This window comes from Collinsella sp. AF29-7AC (genome assembly GCF_003475665.1).
Taxonomy (GTDB): Bacteria; Actinomycetota; Coriobacteriia; order Coriobacteriales; family Coriobacteriaceae; genus Collinsella.
The window spans coordinates 1-21,362 of the sequence record NZ_QRQX01000003.1 but is presented as its reverse complement, the minus strand read 5'-3'; the positions used below and the strand labels follow the sequence as shown (position 1 = coordinate 21,362).

At 59.4% G+C, this 21,362-nt stretch carries 19 protein-coding genes; 12 read left to right on the top strand and 7 right to left on the bottom strand.

The window, feature by feature from the left end; translation table 11 throughout:
• Nucleotides 1-173 precede the first annotated feature (173 nt).
• Nucleotides 174-1,091: a diacylglycerol kinase family protein gene (locus tag DWZ15_RS01600; protein ID WP_118448955.1), complete on the bottom strand. Its 918-nt coding sequence runs from the start codon at nt 1,089-1,091 to the stop codon at nt 174-176.
• Between the two features lie 98 nt (nt 1,092-1,189).
• On the opposite strand from DWZ15_RS01600, the gene rnd reads away from it, so the two are divergent.
• The 9 genes from rnd (at nt 1,190) to DWZ15_RS01555 (ending at nt 10,208) form a co-directional block, all read left to right on the top strand.
• Entirely contained in the window at nt 1,190-2,323 is a 1,134-nt protein-coding gene (rnd, locus tag DWZ15_RS01595; RefSeq protein ID WP_117779286.1) for a ribonuclease D, read from the top strand.
• 64 nt (nt 2,324-2,387) lie between these two features.
• A complete protein-coding gene (locus DWZ15_RS01590) occupies nt 2,388-3,092 on the top strand; it encodes a zinc metallopeptidase (RefSeq protein ID WP_118448952.1) in 705 nt (234 codons plus the stop codon).
• A gap of 115 nt (nt 3,093-3,207) precedes the next feature.
• Nucleotides 3,208-4,659, top strand: a complete 1,452-nt coding sequence (xseA, locus tag DWZ15_RS01585) for an exodeoxyribonuclease VII large subunit (RefSeq protein ID WP_369833168.1) — start codon at nt 3,208-3,210, stop codon at nt 4,657-4,659.
• Nucleotides 4,660-4,701: 42 nt separating this feature from the next.
• Complete coding sequence (xseB, locus tag DWZ15_RS01580) at nt 4,702-4,968, top strand: exodeoxyribonuclease VII small subunit (RefSeq protein WP_006234311.1); 267 nt, start codon at nt 4,702-4,704, stop codon at nt 4,966-4,968.
• 49 nt (nt 4,969-5,017) lie between these two features.
• A complete protein-coding gene (locus DWZ15_RS01575; protein WP_035137921.1) occupies nt 5,018-5,353 on the top strand; it encodes a histidine triad nucleotide-binding protein in 336 nt (111 codons plus the stop codon).
• Between the two features lie 41 nt (nt 5,354-5,394).
• Nucleotides 5,395-6,285, top strand: a complete 891-nt coding sequence (locus DWZ15_RS01570) for a LysR family transcriptional regulator (protein WP_118448949.1) — start codon at nt 5,395-5,397, stop codon at nt 6,283-6,285.
• A gap of 119 nt (nt 6,286-6,404) precedes the next feature.
• Nucleotides 6,405-7,583 carry an MFS transporter gene (locus tag DWZ15_RS01565; protein WP_118448946.1) on the top strand — a complete coding sequence of 393 codons (1,179 nt, stop codon included), beginning with the start codon at nt 6,405-6,407 and terminating at the stop codon, nt 7,581-7,583.
• Nucleotides 7,584-7,685: 102 nt separating this feature from the next.
• Nucleotides 7,686-8,864: an acetate/propionate family kinase gene (locus tag DWZ15_RS01560; RefSeq protein WP_006234305.1), complete on the top strand. Its 1,179-nt coding sequence runs from the start codon at nt 7,686-7,688 to the stop codon at nt 8,862-8,864.
• A gap of 165 nt (nt 8,865-9,029) precedes the next feature.
• Nucleotides 9,030-10,208, top strand: a complete 1,179-nt coding sequence (locus DWZ15_RS01555; protein WP_118448943.1) for an acetate/propionate family kinase — start codon at nt 9,030-9,032, stop codon at nt 10,206-10,208.
• Nucleotides 10,209-10,560: 352 nt separating this feature from the next.
• Here DWZ15_RS01555 and pta read toward each other — a convergent pair whose 3' ends face one another.
• Complete coding sequence (gene pta, locus DWZ15_RS01550; protein WP_089573084.1) at nt 10,561-11,541, bottom strand: phosphate acetyltransferase; 981 nt, start codon at nt 11,539-11,541, stop codon at nt 10,561-10,563.
• A 232-nt stretch (nt 11,542-11,773) separates the two neighbouring features.
• On the opposite strand from pta, the gene glf reads away from it, so the two are divergent.
• The gene (gene glf, locus DWZ15_RS01545; protein ID WP_118448940.1) at nt 11,774-12,976 is read left to right on the top strand and encodes a UDP-galactopyranose mutase; all 1,203 of its coding nucleotides are present in this window, start codon (nt 11,774-11,776) and stop codon (nt 12,974-12,976) included.
• Complete coding sequence (locus DWZ15_RS01540; protein WP_118448937.1) at nt 12,969-14,000, top strand: glycosyltransferase family 2 protein; 1,032 nt, start codon at nt 12,969-12,971, stop codon at nt 13,998-14,000. Before glf ends, DWZ15_RS01540 begins: the two co-directional genes overlap by 8 nt.
• 376 nt (nt 14,001-14,376) lie before the next feature.
• Here the strand turns inward: DWZ15_RS01540 and DWZ15_RS01535 are convergent, their stop codons facing one another.
• From DWZ15_RS01535 to ppk1, 5 genes are all read right to left on the bottom strand, one after another.
• Nucleotides 14,377-15,378: a P1 family peptidase gene (locus DWZ15_RS01535; RefSeq protein WP_118448934.1), complete on the bottom strand. Its 1,002-nt coding sequence runs from the start codon at nt 15,376-15,378 to the stop codon at nt 14,377-14,379.
• A gap of 100 nt (nt 15,379-15,478) precedes the next feature.
• Nucleotides 15,479-16,060: a nucleoside triphosphate pyrophosphatase gene (locus DWZ15_RS01530; protein ID WP_118448931.1), complete on the bottom strand. Its 582-nt coding sequence runs from the start codon at nt 16,058-16,060 to the stop codon at nt 15,479-15,481.
• Nucleotides 16,057-16,599: a DJ-1 family glyoxalase III gene (locus tag DWZ15_RS01525; protein WP_055287259.1), complete on the bottom strand. Its 543-nt coding sequence runs from the start codon at nt 16,597-16,599 to the stop codon at nt 16,057-16,059. The genes DWZ15_RS01530 and DWZ15_RS01525 overlap by 4 nt, the downstream gene beginning before the upstream one ends.
• A 106-nt stretch (nt 16,600-16,705) precedes the next feature.
• Entirely contained in the window at nt 16,706-18,034 is a 1,329-nt protein-coding gene (gene rlmD, locus DWZ15_RS01520) for a 23S rRNA (uracil(1939)-C(5))-methyltransferase RlmD (RefSeq protein ID WP_118448928.1), read from the bottom strand.
• A 98-nt stretch (nt 18,035-18,132) separates the two neighbouring features.
• On the bottom strand, nt 18,133-20,535 hold the full coding sequence (gene ppk1, locus DWZ15_RS01515; protein ID WP_233544597.1) for a polyphosphate kinase 1: 2,403 nt from the start codon (nt 20,533-20,535) through the stop codon (nt 18,133-18,135).
• Between the two features lie 558 nt (nt 20,536-21,093).
• On the opposite strand from ppk1, the gene DWZ15_RS01510 reads away from it, so the two are divergent.
• Nucleotides 21,094-21,362: arginine deiminase family protein (locus DWZ15_RS01510; RefSeq protein WP_233504079.1), on the top strand; the 269-nt coding region annotated here is incomplete at its 3' end.

Sequence of the window (21,362 nt, the reverse complement as noted above, 5' to 3'; positions counted from 1 at the left end):
CCCCCGCTGTTTGACGAATGCATAAACAGTGGGAGAGTCGATAACTGGATGAATATCATACCAATGTGGATTTACTTCTTTCGGCGGTGAATCACGTTGATGGCGTAACCGACGAGCATGGCCAAGACGATGACAATAAAGCCGATCAGGGGATTGTCGTTCATAGGGTCCTCCTATTTTCCGAGCGGGGAGAATTCGTCGACGATGAGGTCGAGGCATTGCGGAAGCGCGCGGGCTCCAAAGACGCCCGAATTGCTGGAGATAATCTCGCCATCGAACTGCATGCCCAGTGACGGGGTGCAGGTGATCTTGGCTTCCTTGGTCTGGATGATCTTGAACTGTGGGCGCCCGAGTACCTTGCCGGCGGGGTCAAGCGCAGCGGTGATCACGGTAGGCAGCAGCTGCACGGTGCGCACGGGTTCGATGACCGCAATGTCGACCATGCCGTCGTTCATGCGGCAGTTGGGGAACAGGTTGATGTCGTTTTGGATGACCGAGCTGTTGCCGGCCATGCAGCAGATGCCATCGAGCTCCTCGACAATGCCGTCATGCTCGATGGTAAAGTGCGCCACCGTGGGGTTGGGCGTGGCGAGCGCGGAGAGGAAGTAGGCGATCTCGCCGATGTCGTTTTTGGTAGGGGCGGCCTTCATCATGATCTCGGCGTCGAAGCCCGAGCCGGCGATGATGATAAAGCCGTGGCGCCTTTCGTTGCCGTTCTCGTCGAGCCAAAAGAGCTCGCCCATGTCCACTTTGACCGTGCGACCGGCACGGCAGGCCTTGGCAAGTGCCGCTGCCTCGGGGGCATTACCGATGTTGTTAAAGAACAGGCAGGCTGTGCCGGAGGGGAAGACGAGCGTGGGGACGCCGCATCCGCGCATTTGGTCGAGTACGTTGGAGACGGTGCCGTCGCCGCCCGAAATCACCACGCGATCAAACTCGCGCACGTCTGCCACGGCGTCTTCGGGTTCCATGCCATCGCCGATAAAACGCATCACGACCTCGTCGCCGCCCTGCGCGAGGGCGTACGTGAATGCGTAGATTTCATCTGAGCTGGGGCCCGATGCCGGGTTGTGGATGATAAGGCAGCGCATACTTACGTTCCCGTTCTGTGACTAACCGAGTATAGTTGTAAGGCAATGCCGATATCCTACCCGTGTTTTTCGGGCCTAACCTTATTCGATGGGTTGATATGTACATTTCCACACATCAGGCTCTACTCGACTTTTGCCAGCGCGCCCGTGAGTTTGACGCGATTGCCGTCGATACCGAGTTTTTGCGCGAGCGCACGTTCCATCCGCGCCTGTGTTTGGTTCAGATTGCCACCCCTGCCGAGAGCGTTGCGGTCGACCCTCTGGTGATCGACGACCTGTCGCCGCTGGCCGAGCTTATGGCCGACGAGAGCGTGATCAAAGTCTTTCACGCCTGCTCGCAGGATATGGAGGTTATGCTCCATACCGTGGGCGTGCTGCCGCGTCCGATTTTTGACACGCAGGTGGCCGCCGCCTTTTTGGGCGAACGCCAGCAGATTTCCTACGGCGCGCTCGTGCAGACGTTTTGCGGCGTCTCGCTGCCCAAGACCGAGTCGCTGACCGACTGGTCGCGTCGCCCGCTGACCGACAAACAGATCGAGTACGCGATCGATGACGTCAAGTACCTGATCGTCGCCTATACCGAGATGATGAGCCGCCTGCGCGAGCTGGGCCGCGTGGACTGGGTGCTCGACGAGCTGCGCCCGCTGGCTGACGAGTCGCACTATCGCGCCGATCGCCACGAGGCGTTCCGTAAGGTCAAACGCATCAATTCGTGCAGCCGTCACCAGTTGGGCATCGCGCGCGAGCTCGCCGCCTGGCGCGAGGACCGCGCCGAGCGCCGCAACATCCCGCGCAAGTGGGTCATGTCCGACGATACGCTGCTGGCGCTCGTTAAGCGCAATCCCGTGCGCGTTGAGGAGTTCCGTAGCATTCGCGGTACCGACCAGTTGGGGGAGCGCGACGTGGACGGCGCGCTCATGGCCATCAAGCGCGGTGCGAGCTGCCCGCACGATCGCCTGCCGCTCATGGTGCGCGGGCATCGCCAGATCTCTCCGGAGCTGGAGAGCGTGACGGATCTCATGTACGCGCTCATCCGCCTGGTTGCCGAGCGCTCGGGGGTGGCGACCTCGGTCATTGCCTCGCGCGATGACCTGGCCGATTACATCGAGCATCCTGAGCAAAGCCCCCTGCGCGAAGGCTGGCGTTTTGAGCTTGTGGGTTCGCGCCTGGACGATTTACTCTCGGGCAATATGGGGTTGACGGTCAAAGATGGCAAAATTGAATTGCTGTAAGGAAGCCTAGCCGCTTGAGTGGGTAAAATGCCTCCAACGTGTAACTCGATTCGGAGGAATTCGCATGCCTTATTACTATGGATACGGCTTTGGTATCGACCCGCTGTACCTGCTGGTTGTTCTTGTCTGCACGGTGCTTGGCCTTGCCGCGCAGAGCTATATCAATTCGACGTACAAGACGTGGTCCAAGGTTCGCTCGGACGGCGACACGGGCGCCAGGGTCGCTCGCCGCATGCTCGACGCCAACGGCTGCAATGCCGTGGGTATCAAGGGTGTCGCCGGTGAGCTCACTGACCATTACAACCTGCAGGACAACAACCTGTATCTGTCGGATGCCAATCGTTCGGGCGGTTCGGTCGCAAGCGTTGCCGTCGCCTGCCACGAGGCGGGCCATGCCGCCCAGCGTCAAAGCGGCTATGCCATGATGAAGGTACGTACCGCCCTCGTGCCGGTCGTCAACTTTACCCAGAACACCTGGACCATCGTGTTGCTCTTGGGCCTGTTTATGAACATCGCGGGACTCACGACCCTCGCGCTGATCTTCTTCTCGTTTAGCGTGCTGTTCCAGCTCGTTACGCTGCCGGTCGAGATTGACGCCAGCCGCCGCGCCGTGGCGTATATCGAGCAGTCGGGCATGAGTTCCAAGCAGGTCAACGGTGCCAAGAAGGTGCTGACGGCCGCCGCGCTTACCTATGTTGCCGCTGCGCTCACCTCGATTATTCAGCTGCTCTATCTTATGGCTCGCTACAACAGAAACTCCAACCGATAACAAATGGGACAGGCAGGCGCCGCGGGGATTCGTGTCCTCGCGGCGCTGTACTATGTGTTGGACTTGAATTTGCGCAGGGCCGAAGCCCTTGTGCACGATGACGAAAGGAGGCTGCGTGGCAGGCTGGAATCTAACCGGCAATGCCGTTTCCGCCGAGTTCGACGGTTCGGACGAGCAGGAGCGTAAGGAGCTCAGCGTGAGCCAGGCGGTAGAGATCGCCGCCGGTGCGCTCGATGCCATTCCGCAGCTGAGTGTCCTGGGCGAGGTCACGGGTTTCCGTGGTCCCAACGCCCGAAGCGGCCACTGCTACTTCCAGATTAAAGACGACTCGGCCGCCGTCGACTGCATCATCTGGAAGGGCGCCTACCTTAAGCGCACCTTCGACTTGCGCGACGGCATGCAGGTAAGCTTTAAGGGCAGCTTCAATCTCTACAAGCCTACGGGTCGCATGAGCTTCGTTGCCCGCTCGTTCTCGCTGGCGGGGGAGGGTCTGCTGCGTCAACAAGTGGCGCAACTGGCCGAAAAGCTACGCCGCGAGGGCCTGATGGACGAAGCGCGCAAGCGCCGCATCCCGGTGTTCTGCTCCCGCGTGGCGGTCGTCACCTCGCTTTCGGGTGCCGTAATCGACGACGTCAAGCGCACATTGCGTCGTCGCAACCCGCTTGTCGAGCTCGTCTGTGTGGGCGCCAAGGTTCAAGGCGAGGGTGCGCCGGCCGAGCTCATTGAGGGCTTGCGCCGCGCCGCTTCCATTACGCCGGCGCCCGACTGTATTTTGCTGGTGCGCGGCGGCGGCTCCTTTGAGGACCTCATGACCTTTAATGACGAGGAACTTGCCCGCGCGGTGGCGGCTTGTCCTGTGCCCGTGGTGACCGGCATTGGTCATGAGCCCGATACCTCGATCTGCGATATGGTGAGCGACCGTCGCGCCTCCACGCCCACGGCGGCGGCAGAATCGGTGGCGCCGGCTATGACGGAGTTGGCCGATGTGCTCGAGACGCGCCATCAGCGTCTGGGTGCCGCGATGGCATCGATGATTGGGTCGAATCAGATCGACCTGGAGATGCTCGATCAGCGCGGTCGCCGTGCCTGGGATACCTATACGGCTCGCTTGAGCGACGCGCTCGATGCGGCCGCATACCGCCCGTGTCTCAACGATCCGACGTTTATGGTCGAGCGTCGCGAGTCTGAGCTTGCCCTGACGGCCGATCGTCTGTCCGGCGCCATAGTGCGCTCGGTCGGGGTTTTCCGCTCCAACTTCGAGCGTCTGCCCGAGCGCCTGGTTGCAAGCACCTCAGGGCTCGATGGCAAGCGTCATGCGCTCACGCTTGCGAGTTCCCGTCTGGAGCATCAGGGACGTTCGATGCTCAGCAAACCCGCGTCCGACCTGGGCCGAGCCGCTGCTTCGCTCGATGCCCTGTCGCCGCTCAAAGTGCTTGCTCGCGGCTATTCCATCGCGTACAGCGATGATGGTGTGGCTACGAGTGCCAAGACCTTTAAGCCTGGCGACGCCATTCGCGTGCGCATGGCAGACGGCAACGTGGCAGCAACGGTCGATACGGTCGAGTAGACCGCGTTTCGCAGTGATAGACCCTTAGGAAAGGAAACAGATATGGCAGAGAAGACCCCGGTAGAGCAGCTTACGTACAAGCAGGCCTCGCAGGAGCTGGAGCTCATCATCCGCAGCCTGGAGTCGGGCGATATGGAGCTCGAGGAGTCGCTCGAGAGCTACACCCGCGGCGTCGAGCTCCTCAAAAGCCTGCGCACCCGCCTGTCCGATGCCGAGCAGAAGGTCTCGGTGCTCCTTAAGGACGTCGACGGCAACGACGTGCTCGCCGACGGCGAGGCCGCCAACACCGATGATAACCTTTCGTTCTAAGCATCTCGACCAAATATAATTACCTTGGTCTGTAAGAAAGGAACCAGCTATGTGCGATTGCATCTTCTGTAAAATTGCCAACCACGAGATCCCCTCGACCGTTGTCTATGAGGACGACCAGGTCATCGCCTTCGACGACCTCAACCCGCAGGCGCCGGTCCACACGCTCGTGATCCCCAAGAAGCACTACAGCGACATCGCCGACAACGTGCCTGCCGAGACCATGGGCGCCATGGCTCACGCCATCCAGGAGGTCGCCAAGGCCAAGGGACTGGAGGACGGTTTCCGCGTCATTTCCAACAAGGGTGTCAACGCCGGCCAGACCGTCATGCACTTCCATATGCACGTCCTCGGCGGCAAAAACCTGGGCGAGAACCTCATCTGAGGGCGCGTAGCCCGTCGACTTGGCTGCCTTTGGAGTAATCTATGCAGCTTTCTCAACTCGAATACCTTCAAGCGGTAGCGAACTATGGCGGCGTGCGCAAAGCAGCTCGCGCCGTTCATGTGAGTCCGCAGGCTGTTTCGTCGGCAATCAAAAAGTTGGAATCTGAGTATCAGATTGTTTTGCTCAACCGATCGGCGGGGGAGGCTGTTTTGTCTTCGGCGGGCAGAGAATTTGCGCGTCGTGCACGCGTGATCCTGGCACAAGTCGACGATCTCAAAAAGTACGCTCAATCGGGGAGCGACGGCGTTTCGCCCGATGGCCACTTTCGTCTTTACGCCCCCTGCCTTCATGGGCGGGGGCGCCTTTTTGCCGAAAACTGGTATGACTCGTTTGAACGCTCGCATCCTCAGATTCACCTTGATGTGTGGCATCAGCCAACGGCTACATGCTTTGAATCACTTGTGCTTGGTATTTCGGATGCGGCCATCTCATTTGAGGAACCAAGGGACAGTGTCCTTTCTTCGAAATACTTGGGTGAAAAGGAGCTCAAGGTTCTTTCATGCCCAGCGGGTCATCAATCTGTGGGCGCCATGACCATTCGCGAGTTACTGGGCGGCAGGCTCGCTGTTCCCATTAATTTGTCACCCTGTCTCAATGCAATCAATCAATGTCCCGAAGCCCAGCTCGTCAATTTTCGCTTCCGTGATGTTGAATACGGAAGCAGGGCTCAGACTGAGTTTCTTCAAGCCGGGGGATTGATATTGAGTTTGTCTGGGTCCTCTCTCGCATCGGATGGGTCAGAAGTGAGTGAGTGCTCCATTGAAGGTTCGCGTGATGTAACCTTGCCTATCTACTTTTGCTATCGGCAAAATTCCTGGACTGATCGACACCAGACGGTTTTTCTGCACCTATTGCGTCATCTTGCTTCGTGAGATTAATTGGCTTCGAGGCATCAAGTGATTATTGACGCCTTGTAACACATAGCTGACAGCTTTGCCCTCATGCTTTTCCAAGATTCCGATTTAGATTGCTGACTCTTGGAGGGCGGAGCATGAAAAACCGTACGGTTTTGCTTTATATGACGTTCGTTTTTCTGTCGAACTTCAGCACCATCTTGTATTTTCTAACTGTCTACCTTGAGTTCGTCGGACTTTCGATGGTATCGATTTCCAGCATGATGATTGCATATCAAGTGAGCAAGTTCATCCTTGAAGTTCCCACTGGCTATATTGCTGATAGGTTTGGACGAAAGACAAGCGGTCTCGTTGGCGTCGTGGGAATGCTTGGATACTACGCCGCCCTGCTTCTCGTCCGTTCTCCCCTGCTTTTAATCGGTGCGTTCGCTCTCAAGGGTTTTGCCGTTGCGTGTGTGAGCGGATCCATCGAAGCGATTTACATTGACAGCGTCTCTCAGGACCAGCTCGTAAGACTTAATGTCGTTGAGCGATTTGTTTTCTATGCCTCTTATGCCATCTCCGCTTGCGTGGGCGGTTTCATTTCGTCCGTCGGTGCATATCTCATTGGTCTTTCGGCAGATATCATCGCAATGGTGTTGACGTTGGTTGTCGTTGTCTGCATTCCTGAGATGCGAAGAGGGGGCACTGCGACGACACCTGAACATGGGATTAGCCCGAAGATGATCGGTGCCGCTATTGCGGGTAATGGCATTCTTCGTTCAGCGTTCATCATGGACTGTTCTCAGGCATTTGCTTTTGTCGCCCTGGAAGACTTTTTATCACTGCTGCTTGCGGGTCGCGGAATGAATGCCGTCGCTTCGGGTGTGACCATTGCGGTCCAGCTCCTTGCCTCGGCCTCCATGGGACTTATTGTGCCCTGTGCGATTGCTCATGTCGACAAGGGCCGCTTTGCGCGTATTTGCGGCATCGTGCGCCTTTTCCTGACAGCTTTGTTTTTGATTCCCCTTACTCCGGCTAATTTGCTGCCCGTGTTCTATGTGCTGCAGACGGTTGCGTACTCGTTATTTGCTCCAATTAAATACTCAATTTTTCAAAAAGCAGCCGATTCTTCGATGCGCTGTTCACTGATTTCGGTTCAAAGCCAGATGGTGGCGGTGGGCGCCATCCTTTTCTATCTGTTCAATGCTGCGTTGAGCAGCATCGCGGGCATTCGAGTCATATTGCTTGTCGCACTCGGAATCTCTTCTTTGGTGTATATCCCCGCGCTCTTTCGTCTTACAAGCCAAAGGACATGGGTATTTAGACACCGATAACTTATATATCAACGCAATAAACCCGAGCGCGAGGGCGTTTGGGTTTATTATTGAAACGTATGTAACCTGGCGGCGCCACACCGCCTGTTAGTAGGGAGACACATGAACGTTCTGGTCGTCAACGCAGGATCTTCGACCCTTAAGTATCAGGTCATCGATACCAAGTCCCACAAGGTGTCCGCAAAGGGCTCCTGCGAGCGCGTCTGCTTTACCGGCGGCACTTTCACCCACGCTGCCAACGGCTCCAAGAAGGTGACCGAGAACATCGAGTTCCCCGACCACAAGGTCGCCATCGAGGTTGTCCTGAAGGACCTCGAGGCTAACGGCGTCAAGATCGAGGGCATTGGCCACCGTATCGTTCAGGGCGGTTGGTACTTTGGCGATTCCTCCCTCGTCGACGAGGACGTCCTCGCCAAGATCCGCGAGGTCGCTCCGCTCGCCCCGCTGCACAACAACCCCGAGGCCAACGTTATCGAGTACTGCCTGGAGCAGTATCCCGACCTGCCCAACGTCACGGTCTACGACACCGCTTTCCACTTCAACATGCCCGAGGTCGCCAAGACCTACGCCCTGCCCAAGGACGTCTGCGACAAGCTGCACATCCGTAAGTACGGCGCCCACGGCACCAGCTACCGCTACATCTCCAAGAAGGTCGCCGAGATGACCAACGGCGAGGCCCGCAAGGTCGTCGTGTGCCATATCGGCTCCGGCGCTTCCCTGTGCGCCATCGAGGACGGCAAGTGCATGGACACCACCATGGGCTTGACGCCGCTCGACGGCGTCATGATGGGCACCCGCTGCGGCTCCATCGACCCGGCTACCGTGTGCTACCTGCAGCGCGAGGGCGGCTACACCTTCGACGAGGTCGACGAGATGATGAACAAGAAGTCCGGCCTTTTGGCTGTGACCGGTGGCAAGACCAACGACTGCCGCAACGTCGAGGAGCTCGCCGCCGCTGGCGACCCCGAGGCTCAGCTCGCCTTCGACATGTTCGTCTACAAGATTGCCGCCAAGGCCGCCGAGATGGCCACCTCCATGTGCGGCATGGACACCCTGGTCTTCACCGCCGGCATCGGTGAGCACGCTCCGGCCGTTCGCGCCGGCGTTGCCGACCGTCTGGCCTTTATGGGCGTCAAGATGGATCATGCCCGCAACGCCCTGCGCGGCGACGGCGCTTGGTGCCTGTCCGCCAAGGATTCCAAGGTCAAGATCTTCGTCATCCCCACGGACGAGGAGTTCATGATCGCTTCCGACGTCGAGCGCATTGTCAACGGCAAGTAATTGATGCAAGGGGAGGGGACTGGATGGCCTTGTGCCGTTCAGCCCCCCTTTTACGCTCTTTGAGCGAAGAGTTTAATAGCTATTTATTGGATTCTGATAACTTCTTATTAAGGGTACGGCCGCCTTATAGGTTTGCCGACCGTACTGTAATCACGAAGGAGTCTCATGAACGTACTTGTTGTCAACGCCGGTAGCTCGAGCCTTAAATATCAGCTTTTGGATACCGATACCCGCGAGGTTTTCGCCAAGGGCAACTGCGAGCGTATCGGCTCGGAGATGGGCATCTTTGGCCACTCCGAGAACGGTGGTGCCAAGCTGACCGAGGAGATTCCTTTTCCCGATCATCGCTGCGCCATTGCGCGCGTGCTCGAGGAGCTCGAGAAGACCGACTTTACGATCGATGGCATCGGCCACCGTATCGTTCAGGGTGGCTGGCACTTCGATGATTCCGCGGTCGTCGACGATGAGGTCATGGCTAAGATTCTTGAGGTGGCACCGCTCGCCCCGCTGCACAATTACGGCGAGGCCGCGGCAATCGAATATTGCCGCGAGAAGTATCCGGAGCTGCCCAACGTGGCCGTCTTCGACACCTCGTTCCACATGACCATGCCCGAGGTTGCCTACACCTATGCGCTGCCCAAGGACGTGTGCGACAAGTACCACGTGCGCAAGTACGGCGCCCACGGTACGAGCCACCGCTACGAGTGGATGATGGCCAAGGAGATTCTGGGCTCGCGCTGCCACCGCCTGCTCTCGTGCCATTTGGGCAACGGCGCCTCGCTTGCCGCCATCGAGGATGGTGTGTGCCGCGACACCACGATGGGTCTCACACCGCTCGACGGCCTGATGATGGGTACCCGTTGCGGTTCCATCGACCCGGCCACTGTGTGCTATCTGCAGCGCGAGGGCGGCTACAGTTACCAGGAAGTCGACGACATGATGAACAAGCAGTCCGGTCTGCTTGCCATCTCGGGTATCTCCAACGATGCCCGTGACATTCGTACGCGCGCTTCCGAGGGTGACGAGCGCTGCCTGCTCGCCTTCGATATGTTCGCATACAAGGCCATGCAGCAGGCTGGTTCCATGATTGCCTCCATGGCGGGCGTGGACACCATTACCTTTACCGCCGGCATCGGCGAGAATGACTGGTCGATCCGCAAGGCCTTCTGCGACTGCTTTGAGTGGCTGGGCGTGCGCATCGACAACAACAAGAACCGCGAGGCCGTGGGTAACGGCCCGCAGGTCATCAGCGCCGCCGGCTCTTCCGTCACGGTCATGGTCATCCCTACCGACGAGGAATACATGATCGCCCACGACGTCGAGCGTCTGACCGCGAATAACTAGTGCGTTCGCTTGCGATTGAACGAAAGGCCTCCTGAGCAGCAGCTCAGGAGGCCTTTTTGCTAGCAGGCGGAAATTCCAGTCCCAAAGTGATCATCACCAGTAACGCCTGCGCTCCCAGCAATGACACCCATCCATTCAGATCCTCAGCCCCAGCTCGTAGCCAAGCCGCCGTCCACTCCAGATGCTCTGAATGCTTCGTAGCAGTAGAAGGCCGTACGGGCTAACCCCTGAAAACATTCCGCAGACCAGAAACGCCCCCGTTCGTAGCTCCGAAGGAGCAGAACGGGGGCGTTTCATTGGTCGAGGACGTTTTCAGGGGTTAGCCCGTACGGCCTTCGGGCGAGTGCGTCCGCTACTCAGCCATCTGAGCCTGGACGGCGGTGATGGCCACGACACCCACGATGTCGTCGGCAGAGCAGCCGCGCGACAGGTCGTTGACCGGCTTGGCGATGCCCTGCAGGATGGGGCCGTAGGCGTCAGCGCCAGCGAAGCGCTGGACCAGCTTGTAGCCGATGTTGCCTGCCTCGAGGTCGGGGAACACGAGCACGTTGGCCTTACCGGCGACGGAGGAGCCGGGAGCCTTGAGCTGGGCGACGGTGGGGACGATAGCGGCATCGAGCTGCAGGTCGCCGTCGATGGCGAGCTCGGGAGCCTTCTCCTTGCAGAACTTCACGGCCTCCTGGACCTTCTTGGCGACCTCGCCACCGGCGGAGCCCATGGTGGAGTAGGAGAGCATGGCCACGTGCGGCTCAACATTGCCCATGAAGGTGGACCAGGAGTGGGCCGAGGCGATGGCGATCTCGGAGAGCTCGTCGGAGGACGGGTTGATATTGAGGCCGCAGTCGGCGAAGATCAGCGTGCCGTCGGTACCGAACTGCGGGGTGTCGGTGCACATCACGAAGAAGGCCGAGACCAGCTTGGTGCCCGGAGCGGTCTTGAGGATCTGCAGCGCGGGGCGCAGGGTGTCGGCGGTGGAGTGACAGGCACCGGAGACCAGGCCGTCGGCGTCGCCCATCTTGACCATCATGGTGCCAAAGTAGGTGGCGTCCATCACCTGGGCGCGAGCCTGTTCGATGGTAACGCCCTTCTTGGCGCGGAGCTCGGCAAACTTCTGCGCGTACTCCTCGTGCTTCTCGGCGTTGCGCGGATCGATGACGGTGGCGCCAGGGACGTTGATCTCGTTGGGATCGCCCAGGATGACGATGTTGGCCAGGCCCTCCTCGATGATTTTGTTTGCCGCGACGATGGTACGCGGATCCTCGCCCTCGGGCAGGACGATGGTCTTAAGGTCGGCCTTGGCGGCAGACTTCATACGGTTTAGGAAATCGCTCATGATACTCCTTACAAGCGTTTCGCTAAGCTCCAGGCCCTCGGCTGTACACGAATAAACCCGCTGCTAGCGGGTTTACCTTACAATTATGTACGCCGCGGTGCTTGAGCTTTCCTTGTGTGGCAAGCTCATTATAGGACGCATTAGCGCTATAATCGCTCTGATAAATATGTCTCGACGTATGTTCGAGAAAAAGCCCAGTTAAAAAGCGTGTGGCTTTTGACAAGGAGTATCGATGCAGATTACCTCAGGCCTGCCTGAAGGCTTTAATGCCGGTGCGTATGACATGATCGTTGTCGGCGCCGGTTATGCCGGTGCCGTTTGCGCCCGCCGTCTTGCCGAAACTATCGGCTATCGTGTTGCCGTTTTGGAGCGTCGCGGCCACATCGCGGGTAATGCCTACGACTGCGCTGACGAGGCCGGAATCCTGGTCCACGAGTACGGTCCGCACATCTATCACACTTTTAACGAGCGCGTCCATAACTTCCTGTCGCGCTTTACCAAGTGGACGGACTACCAGCACAAGGTGCTCGCCAACATCAACGGCACCCTTATGCCCGTGCCCTTTAACCACGCGAGCCTCAAGCTCGCCTTTGGCGATGAGCGCGGCGAGGAGCTGTATCAGAAGCTCGTGGAGACTTTTGGCAAGGACGTCAAGGTGCCCATTATGGAGCTGCGCAAGAAGAACGACCCGGATCTTGCCGAGGTCGCCGATTATGTCTACGAGAATGTCTTTTTGCATTACACCATGAAGCAGTGGGGCCAGACGCCCGACCAGATCGACCCCTCGATCACCGGCCGCGTTCCCGTCTTTGTGGGCGATGACGATCGCTACTTCCCGCAGGCTCCTTTCCAGGGCATGCCGCAGGACGGCTATACCGCGCTGTTCGAGCATATGCTCGATCACGATCTGATCGACGTATTCTGTGACGTAGACGCCCGTGACCTCTTTGAAATCGACGAGACCACCGTCAAGATCGACGGCAAGGTCTATGGTGGCGAGATCGTCTACACCGGTCCGCTCGACGAGCTGTTTAACCTCGACCTGGGCGCGCTGCCGTACCGCACGCTCGATATGAAGTTCGAGACGCTCGATATGGACCAGTTCCAGCCCGTGGGCACCGTCAACTACACCACGAGCGAGGACTATACGCGCATCACCGAGTTCAAGAACATGACCGGTCAGGTTTTGCCCGGCAAGACCACCATCATGAAGGAGTACTCCAAGGCCTATACGCCCGGCTCGGGCGAGACGCCGTACTACGCTATTCTGGAGCCCGAGAACCGTGAGCTCTACGAGCGCTATCTTGAGCGCGTCCAGAACCTGACGAACTTCCACCCGGTGGGTCGTCTGGCTGAGTATCGTTACTACGATATGGACGCCGTGACCAATTCTGCCCTCGATCTTTCGGATGAGATTATCGCCTGCCATGCATAAAGTCATAACATTCGGTATTCCCTCGTATAACGCCGCCAAGGATATGGACCATTGCATCACCTCCATCTTGGAGGGGAGCAATTACGCCACCGATATCGAGATTATCGTGGTGGACGACGGCTCCAAGGACGAGACGGCCGCCAAGGCCGACGAGTGGGAGGCCCGTTATCCTGGAATCATCCGCGCGGTGCACCAGGAGAATGGCGGCCACGGTATCGCCGTCCTCTCGGGCCTGCGTGAGGCGCATGGTACGTACTATAAGGTCGTTGACTCGGACGACTGGCTCGACGGTGCGGCGCTTTCGACCATGCTGTCGATTCTGCGTGGCTTTGAGGAGCGCGGCCAGCGCGTCGACCTGTTTATCTCGAACTACGTGTACGAGAAGGTTTACGAGGGCACGCATACCGCTATTGGCTACAAGTTTGCCCTGCCGCGCAAAAAGATTTTCTCTTGGGACCAGATCGGACACTTCCGTCCCGATCAGAACCTGCTTATGCACAGCCTGTGCTATCGCACCGATGTGCTGCGTGAGTCCAATCTGCCTATGCCGGCACACACGTTCTACGTGGATAATATCTACGCATACGTGCCGCTGCCGCGCTGCAAGACCATGTACTACGCCGACATCGACCTCTATCGCTACTTTATCGGTCGCGAGGGCCAGAGCGTCAACGAGGCTACGATGGTCAAGCGCCTGGGCCAGCAGTTCCGCGTAACGCGCATCATGATGGAATCGTTCCACCTGTACCAGGACGTTGAGTCCTCGCGTCTGCGTTCGTACATGATGGGCTACTTCACCATGATGATGGCGATTTGCTCGGTGCTCACCAAGCTTTCCGAGGAAGATTGTGCCGATGAGCGCCTGAAGACGCTGTGGAAGGACCTGAAGGAGTACGACGAGCGCATGTATCGTCGCGCTCGCTACGGCGTGGTCGGATTCTTTACCAACCTGCATGGACGGGCCGGAGACAAAACCACACTCGGCCTATACCATCTTGCCTCAAAGATCTTCAAATTCAACTAGCTGCTGAGTAATCGCTGCTGATAGGTTGACTGGGCCCCTTGGCCTTTAGTTTGCTACTGCGAACAGTCCTGCTCGCACGGAAAGCACATTAAGTGCTTTCCGGCTCGTGCGGAACTTGTATCAAACTAAAGGCCAAGGGGCCTCTGCTATAAGTATCGATTCTGGGATTGTTTGAATTTGAAGATCTTGGACGCGCGGTACACAGGGGCCTGGGCTGAAAAGATTTTGGTTGGTAGTCGGTCGGAGGCGGGCGGGCATTACGTTTGTCGCGAGTTCCGCATGCAAAGAAGGCCACTTAATGTGGCCTTCGTCTTGCATAGGACTGTAGAGCAGCAAACGTAATGCCCGCCCGCCTCCGACCGACGGTCGAGTGAGATTACTTCGCGGCGCCGGGGATGCCGTGGGAGGTTTTGGCGGTTTTGGCTCCGTTTACGATGGCGGTTTGCAAAGCCCTTACGGCGAGCATACCCAGCAGGTCCAGGGGCACGGCGGCGCTTGTCTGAGCGTCTAGTTTGCCGCTGGCGAGGGTGTAGATGGTGTCGCCGTCGTTGGTGGTGTGCGTGGGACGGATGGCGTGTGCGTAGGCGTCTGCGGCCATTTGGGAGACCTTGGTGGCCTGGGCCTTAGTGAGCTCCATGTTGGTGACGATGCAGCTGATGGTAGTGTTGGTGCGGTCGAGCGGCATCTGCATGGATCCGGCGGCGGCAAAGGCTGCGAGTTCCATGTCGACGATCTGGTCGCTATCGGCTGCGGCACGCATACCGGCGACCCACTCGCCGGTGAAGGGGTCGACAACGTTGCCGCAGGCGTTGACCGAGACCACGGCGCCCACCTTGACGGGGCCGAGTGCCACGGCGGCGGCTCCAAGGCCAGCCTTCATGCAGGTGGCAGGTCCCATGAGCTTACCTACGGTGGCGCCGGTGCCGGCGCCCACGTTGCCCTGCTCGAGCGAGGCAGGGGTGTGGTCGAGCGCCTCGCGCACGGCGGCGATGCCGGCCTCAATGTCGGGGCGAACGGTGGGGTTACCAAAGGCGAGGTCGAAGATACAGCTGGAGCACACGATAGGCACCTGCGTGGGGCCGACGGGAAGGCCGATGCCGCGGCTCTCGAGTTCGCGGGCCACGCCGCTTGCGGCTTCGAGGCCAAAGGCCGATCCGCCCGAAAGGCAGACGGCGTGGACCTTATCAACGGTGTTTTCGGGACGCAGCAGGTCGGTCTCACGCGAAGCGGGAGCACCGCCGCGAACGTCAACGCCGCCGGTGGCGCCCTCGGGCGCCACGATTACGGTGCAGCCGGTGCCAGCCTCCTCGTCCGTATAGTTGCCAAAGCAAAAGCCATCGACATTGCAAACATCGATGGCTTCGAGCAGTGTGTCCATGTTTTCTCCTATCGGTTTTCCGCCGGGCCTTATGCCCGGTCGGGATCCGTACGGTACGGCAAAATTGTAGGCGCTGGGGGATAACCAGCGCCAGATGCAATTACGAGAGTTTTTGAATCGCGCGTGCGACGCGAGCGATGGGCAAGCCCACCACGTTGTAGAAGTCACCCGAAATATCGTGCACAAGCATGCGGCCGCCTGTGCCTTGGATGCCGTAGGCTCCGGCCTTGTCCATGGGTTCGCCGGAGGCAACATAGCGCTCGATCTGCTCTTCGGTAAGCTCATAGAACGTCACGTCGGTCACATCGACAAACGACAGGCTCTCGGCGGCATGCGGAGCTGTAGCGTCGCCGGCTTTAACGATGCAGACGCCGGTTGCGACCTGGTGCGTGCGGCCCGAAAGCTCGCGGAGCATGGTGCGCGCCTCGTCCTCGGTTGCCGGCTTGCCCAGAATCTTGCCATCGAAGGTGACAATAGTATCGGCCGCGACGGTCAGTTCGTTGGGCTCGGCATGCTCGGCGGCAACGGCGGCGGCTTTGGCGCGTGCTAAGCGTTCAACGAGCGTAAGCGGGGCCTCGCCATCAAAAGGCGTTTCGTCGATATCTGCGGGAATCACGCGAATGTCATAGCCCGCCTCGCGCATCAACTCGATGCGGCGCGGTGATTGCGAAGCCAAAATCATAGCTGAATGCCCTCGGCGACCTTCTCGACGGCCTTGTCGCCGGCGAGCGTGCGCAGCAGCTCAAGCGCAAAGGGGAGCGACTGGGCCATGCCGCTGGCGGTGATGATGTTGCCGTCTTGCGTAACCTTCTCGCCGGTATAGGCGCCTTCGGGGAAGCTTTTCTCAAAGCCAGGGAAGCACGTGGCGTGGCGCCCCTCGAGCAGGTCGAGTTCGCCCAGGATAAACGGGGCGGCGCAGATGGCGGCAACGTGCTTGGTCGCGGCGAACTCGCAGACCACGTCGCAGACGCGCTGATCGGCGCGCAGGTTGGTAGCACCGGGCAGGCCGCCGGGCAGCACGACGCAGTCGTACTCGTCAAAGTTGATCTCATCAAAGAGCGCATCGCAGGTCACGGGGATCTGCAGCGAGCTTACGACCTCACGCGTGGGCATGATCGAGACGAGCGTGGCACGCACGCCGCCGCGACGCATGACATCGACCATGGTCAAGCATTCAATAGTTTCAAAGCCATCGGCGGCGAGAACGGCAACGCTGGGCATGAGGGTTCCTTTCATAGGCGGCATACAATTAGCCGTCTTATACCCCGAAGACCTCCGCTTGCCACGCTCGATTTCCCAATGATTTTTCTGAGCAATGATTAAGTGGCTAGTTGCGCCTAAGGTGGACGACGGTCTCGCAGTGGAAGGTTTGTGGGAACAGGTCGACTGGCGTGATCTTTACGGGGGAGAAGGTGCCTTCTTCGACAAAGCGTTTGAGATCGCGCGCCAGGGTGGCCGGGTCGCAGCTCACGTAGGCGACATCGCGAGCACTCGTGCTGGCGATAAGGTCGATCGCCTCGGGGGCGAGGCCCGCGCGCGGCGGGTCGACCACCAAGACGTCGGCATCCTGGTCGGGGAACTCGCGCACCGCGTCTCCGCCAATGACGTCGACGTTATCGAGCTTGTTGATCTCCAGGTTGCGGCGTAGATCGCGCACGGCGGGGCCGTAGGCCTCGACGGCGGCGACAAAGTCGCAGCGGCGGGCGAGCGGCAGGGTAAAGGTGCCGGCACCGCAGTACAGGTCCACGGCAAGCTCGTCTTCCTGCGGGTCGAGCGCTTCCATGACAAGCTCGATCAAAATCTCGGCACCCTTGGTGTTGACCTGGAAAAAAGACGGGGCAGACAAGCGCATCTGGCCATCGGCGATGTTCTCGGTCCAGGAGCCCTCGCCGGCGAGCATCTCAACCTTGGAGACGCGACGGGCCTTCTTCTCGCCCTTGCTCATCACACGCACGATGCTCGTGGGATGAGCGGCGTCCGCCAGCACGCGGGAGACTTGCGAGCGCGGAAAAGAGCCTGTGGGCGTCCAGAGTGCGACCTCGAGCGCCTTGGTGCGGCGCGATGCGCGAATGCCCACGCGTTCGAGTCCCAAGTCATGGCCGCCGCTTAGATAGTTGAGTGCGCCGACGACCGATTTGAGCGCCTTCGGGAAGCGCTTATCGAACAGCGGGCACGCATCGACGGTCACGATTATGCTGGGGTCGACACCGTGCATGCCAAGGCGCACGCGACCGTTGACGACGGTCGGTTCGAGCTCGATTTTATTGCGGTAGCCCCAGTCGTCCTTGGTGTGGCAGATGGGCTGTACCAACTTATCGACCTGCTCAGGAGCGAACTTGCCGATGCGCTCGAGCGTGGAGCGCAGGTTTTGCTCTTTGGCGACAAGCTGTGCCGTGCGTGAGAGATTGCCCCACGAGCAGCCGCCGCAGATGCCAACGAAGGGGCAGGGGGGCTGAATGCGATCGGGGCTCGGCTCCAGAATCTCGGTCGTGCGGGCGCGCATGAACGACTTGCCGTCCTGTACGACCTCGGCTTCGACGGTGTCGCCTGCCACGGCGCCCTGCACAAAGACGACCTTGCCGTTGTCGGCGTGCGCCAGCCCGTCTGCGCCGTAGGTCATCGATTCTATAGTGAGCTTCATATCCCTGCCTGTCATTCGTGTTGTTGTTCGCACCATGGTAGCAGGGAAAAGCGCCCCGCATCCGAGGCTTTCCTCAAATGCGGGGCGCTTCTACAAACTGCTTCTACAAGCGACTATTTCGTCTTGCCGGTAATGAGCGTCTTAAGACCCAGGCCGATCAGGCCCAGGCCCATGCGCACACGACCGGGGCGATGGCGCTCGATGGCCTTGGTCTTGCCAGCGGGCTTATCGTGACGGGCGCTCGTCTCGGGTGCGGGCTTGGTGACCTGCGGCTCGGGCTGAGGTACAGGTGCGGGCTCGGGCTCAATGACGGTCGCCTGGACCTTTTGGACTTTGGGTGCTACCGGCTGCGGCTCGGGCTCGGGGGCGGGTTTCGCCTCAATGACGGGCTCGGGCGCGGCCTCGGCGTTGCGATAGGCGCGCTCCAGCAGAGCTTCCTGCGAGTTGAAGGGTTTCTCACCCTCTGCGCGCTCCACGGGGACCCAGGTGCCGTCGCTCGTGAGGCTGCGGGCCTTCACGTTGTCGCGCAGCTGCATACCCATGTACTCGTGCACCAGGGCGCGGCAGGTGGGGTCGAGCACAGGGAAGGCGATCTCCACGCGGTGCTCGGTGTTGCGTGTCATCATGTCTGCCGAGCTCAGGTAAATCATGTCCGAGTCCACGCCAAAAGCGTAAACACGGGCGTGCTCCAAAAAGCGTCCGACGATGGAGCGGACATGCACGTTCTCGGTCTTGCCCGGAACACCGGGCTTGAGGCACGAGATGCCGCGGATGATCATGTCCACGCGGACTCCAGCGCACGATGCCTCGGCGATCTTGTCGATAACCTCGCGGTCGGTGAGCGAGTTGAGTTTAAAGAACACGCGGGCGGGCTCGCCAGCGAGAGCGCGCTGAATCTCGCGATCCAGACCGCGCATGATGAGCGGCTTGAGGCCTACGGGCGCCACGCCCAGGAAGCGGTAATCGCCGCGCAGGTTGCCCAGCGACAGGTTGCGGAAGAACAAGTTGGCGTCCTCGCCGATGCCGGGGTGGGCGGTCATGAGCATAAAGTCGCTGTAGAGTTTGGCCGTCTTCTCGTTAAAGTTGCCGGTGCCCAGCAGCGTCAGGCGCGTTAGCGCCATGCCTTCGCGATAGGTGAGCTGGCAGATCTTGGAGTGGCACTTAAAGCCCTCGGAGCCGTAGATGACGGTGCAGCCGGCCTCTTCCAGGCGCTCGGCCCACTCGATGTTGTTCTGCTCGTCAAAGCGCGCGCGGAGCTCCATGAGCACCGTGACTTCTTTGCCGTTCTCGGCGGCATCGATCAGCGACTCGCACAGGCGGCTCTGCTTGGCCACGCGGTAGAGCGTAATGCGCAGCGAGATGCACTCGGGGTCATAGGCGGCCTCGTGCACCAGGTCCAAGAACGGATTCATGGCCTCGTAAGGGTAAAAGAGCAGCTTGTCGTGCTGCAGCACCTGCTCGCGGATGGAGCGGGTCATATCGATGGTGGGGTTGGGCTGCGGCTTAAACGGCGTAAAGAGCAGCTCGTTGCGTAGATGCTCGGGAATCTTGCCCTCAATGCCGAAGACGTAGCCCAGGTCGAGCGGGATATTGCAGGTAAAGACCGAGCGGCGAGAAAGCTCGAGCGCCTTGCGGATGGTCTTGAGCGTCGCCTTCTCGAGCGACCCCGAGACCGCGAGCACTACCGGCTGCAGACGCAGGCGCTTCTTGAGGATGCGCTTCATGTGCTGGCGGTAGTCCTCTTCCTCCTCGACGCCCTCGCCGTCCGGATCGATGTCGGCGTTGCGGGTGACGCGGATGAGCGCGCGGTCGAGCGGCTTATAGGAGCCAAAGCAGCTGTCCAGGCAGGCGAGGATGACGTCCTCGAGCAAGATGTAGGAGTAGGTGCCGGTGGGCGAGGGGATCTCGACCACGCGGTTCATCGAGGCGGGAATCTCGATAAGGCCCAGCAGGCTCTCCTCGTCGGTGACGCCGTCCAGGCCACAAGCCAGATAGAGTGCACCGTTGCGCAGGTTGGGGAAGGGATGTCGCGGGTCAATGACCAACGGCGAGATGACCGGCGACACGTAGGCCTGGAAGTAGCGGGTTACAAAGGTGCGCTCCTCGGGCGTAAGCGAATCGATGCGGGCGCGGTGAACGCCCAGGGTGTCGAGCTTGCCCTCGATGCTCTTAAAGATGGACTCCCATCGGGTAAGGAGCCCGGGCATTTCGGCCATGACAGCATCGACCTGTTCGGAGGCGGTCATATTGCTCTTGTTGTCGACAGGCTGTTTTTTGAGCTCTGCCAGATCGGACAGGCCGCCCACGCGCACCATGAGAAACTCGTCGAGGTTGGACTCGAAAATCGAGACGAACTTTAGACGCTCGAACAGCGGAACGGTCTCGTCGAAGGCTTCGTCAAGCACACGGTTGTCAAAGCGCAGCCAGCTGAGCTCTCGGTTCTGCGTGTACGAGAAGTCGCGCGGCGGTTTGCGCAGCTTTGCGGCGGCTTGCTTTTTTTCGATTTTGCTCGGCATATGTATCTGTCCGTTCAGTCCCCGCAGGGGACGGTTGCCTAACACTATTCACTATTGTCTCAATTTAGTCGACCTATGGCACGGACGTATCGCGTGAACGGTATCTTTACCTACTTCTTACGCTGACAAGCCATAGAGCTGACGCCCGTCGCGTTGTGAAAAACGGTCTATATCCTCACTCAACTGGTGAGTATGTGTGAATAAGAATGATAGGTAGCTGAATATCATCGAATACAGACAGAAACACGAACAAGCGTCATTTATATACATAAAACCGTTGTCAATATGCAATTCTTAATCGAAAGATTGGAGTTGTAATTGCGAATGATTTTTGAGAAAAAAGAGCGTTTACCTTAGAAAAGTTACTTTAGAACGCCGAAGTACATCATGGGGGAATCACATGCGATATACCGTTCATCGCACTTTGTTGACCGTTCGGGGGCGAGGTGGAATTGCGGCTGATTTTTGGATATAACTAGAGCTGTCAGCAAGCAGCGTCCCATATGGAGGGGCGCTGATACATTCGGCCAGTAAGGCCCGAAAGAAAGGTAGGAGGCCATGACGAAAGGTCTGCACGTGCCTTCCGAGATCGGCAAGCTCAGGAAGGTCTGCCTGCACCGTCCCGGCGACGAGCTCCTCAACCTGCCGCCCGACGAGCTCGAGCGACTCCTGTTCGACGACGTCCCGTTCCTGGAGGTCGCGCAGCAGGAGCACGACACCTTCGCCCAGATCCTGAGGGACCAGGGCGTGGAGGTGCTCTACCTCGAGAACCTCGTCGCAGAGGTGTTCGACCAGGTCCCCGGCGCCCGCGCCGAGTTCACCGACCA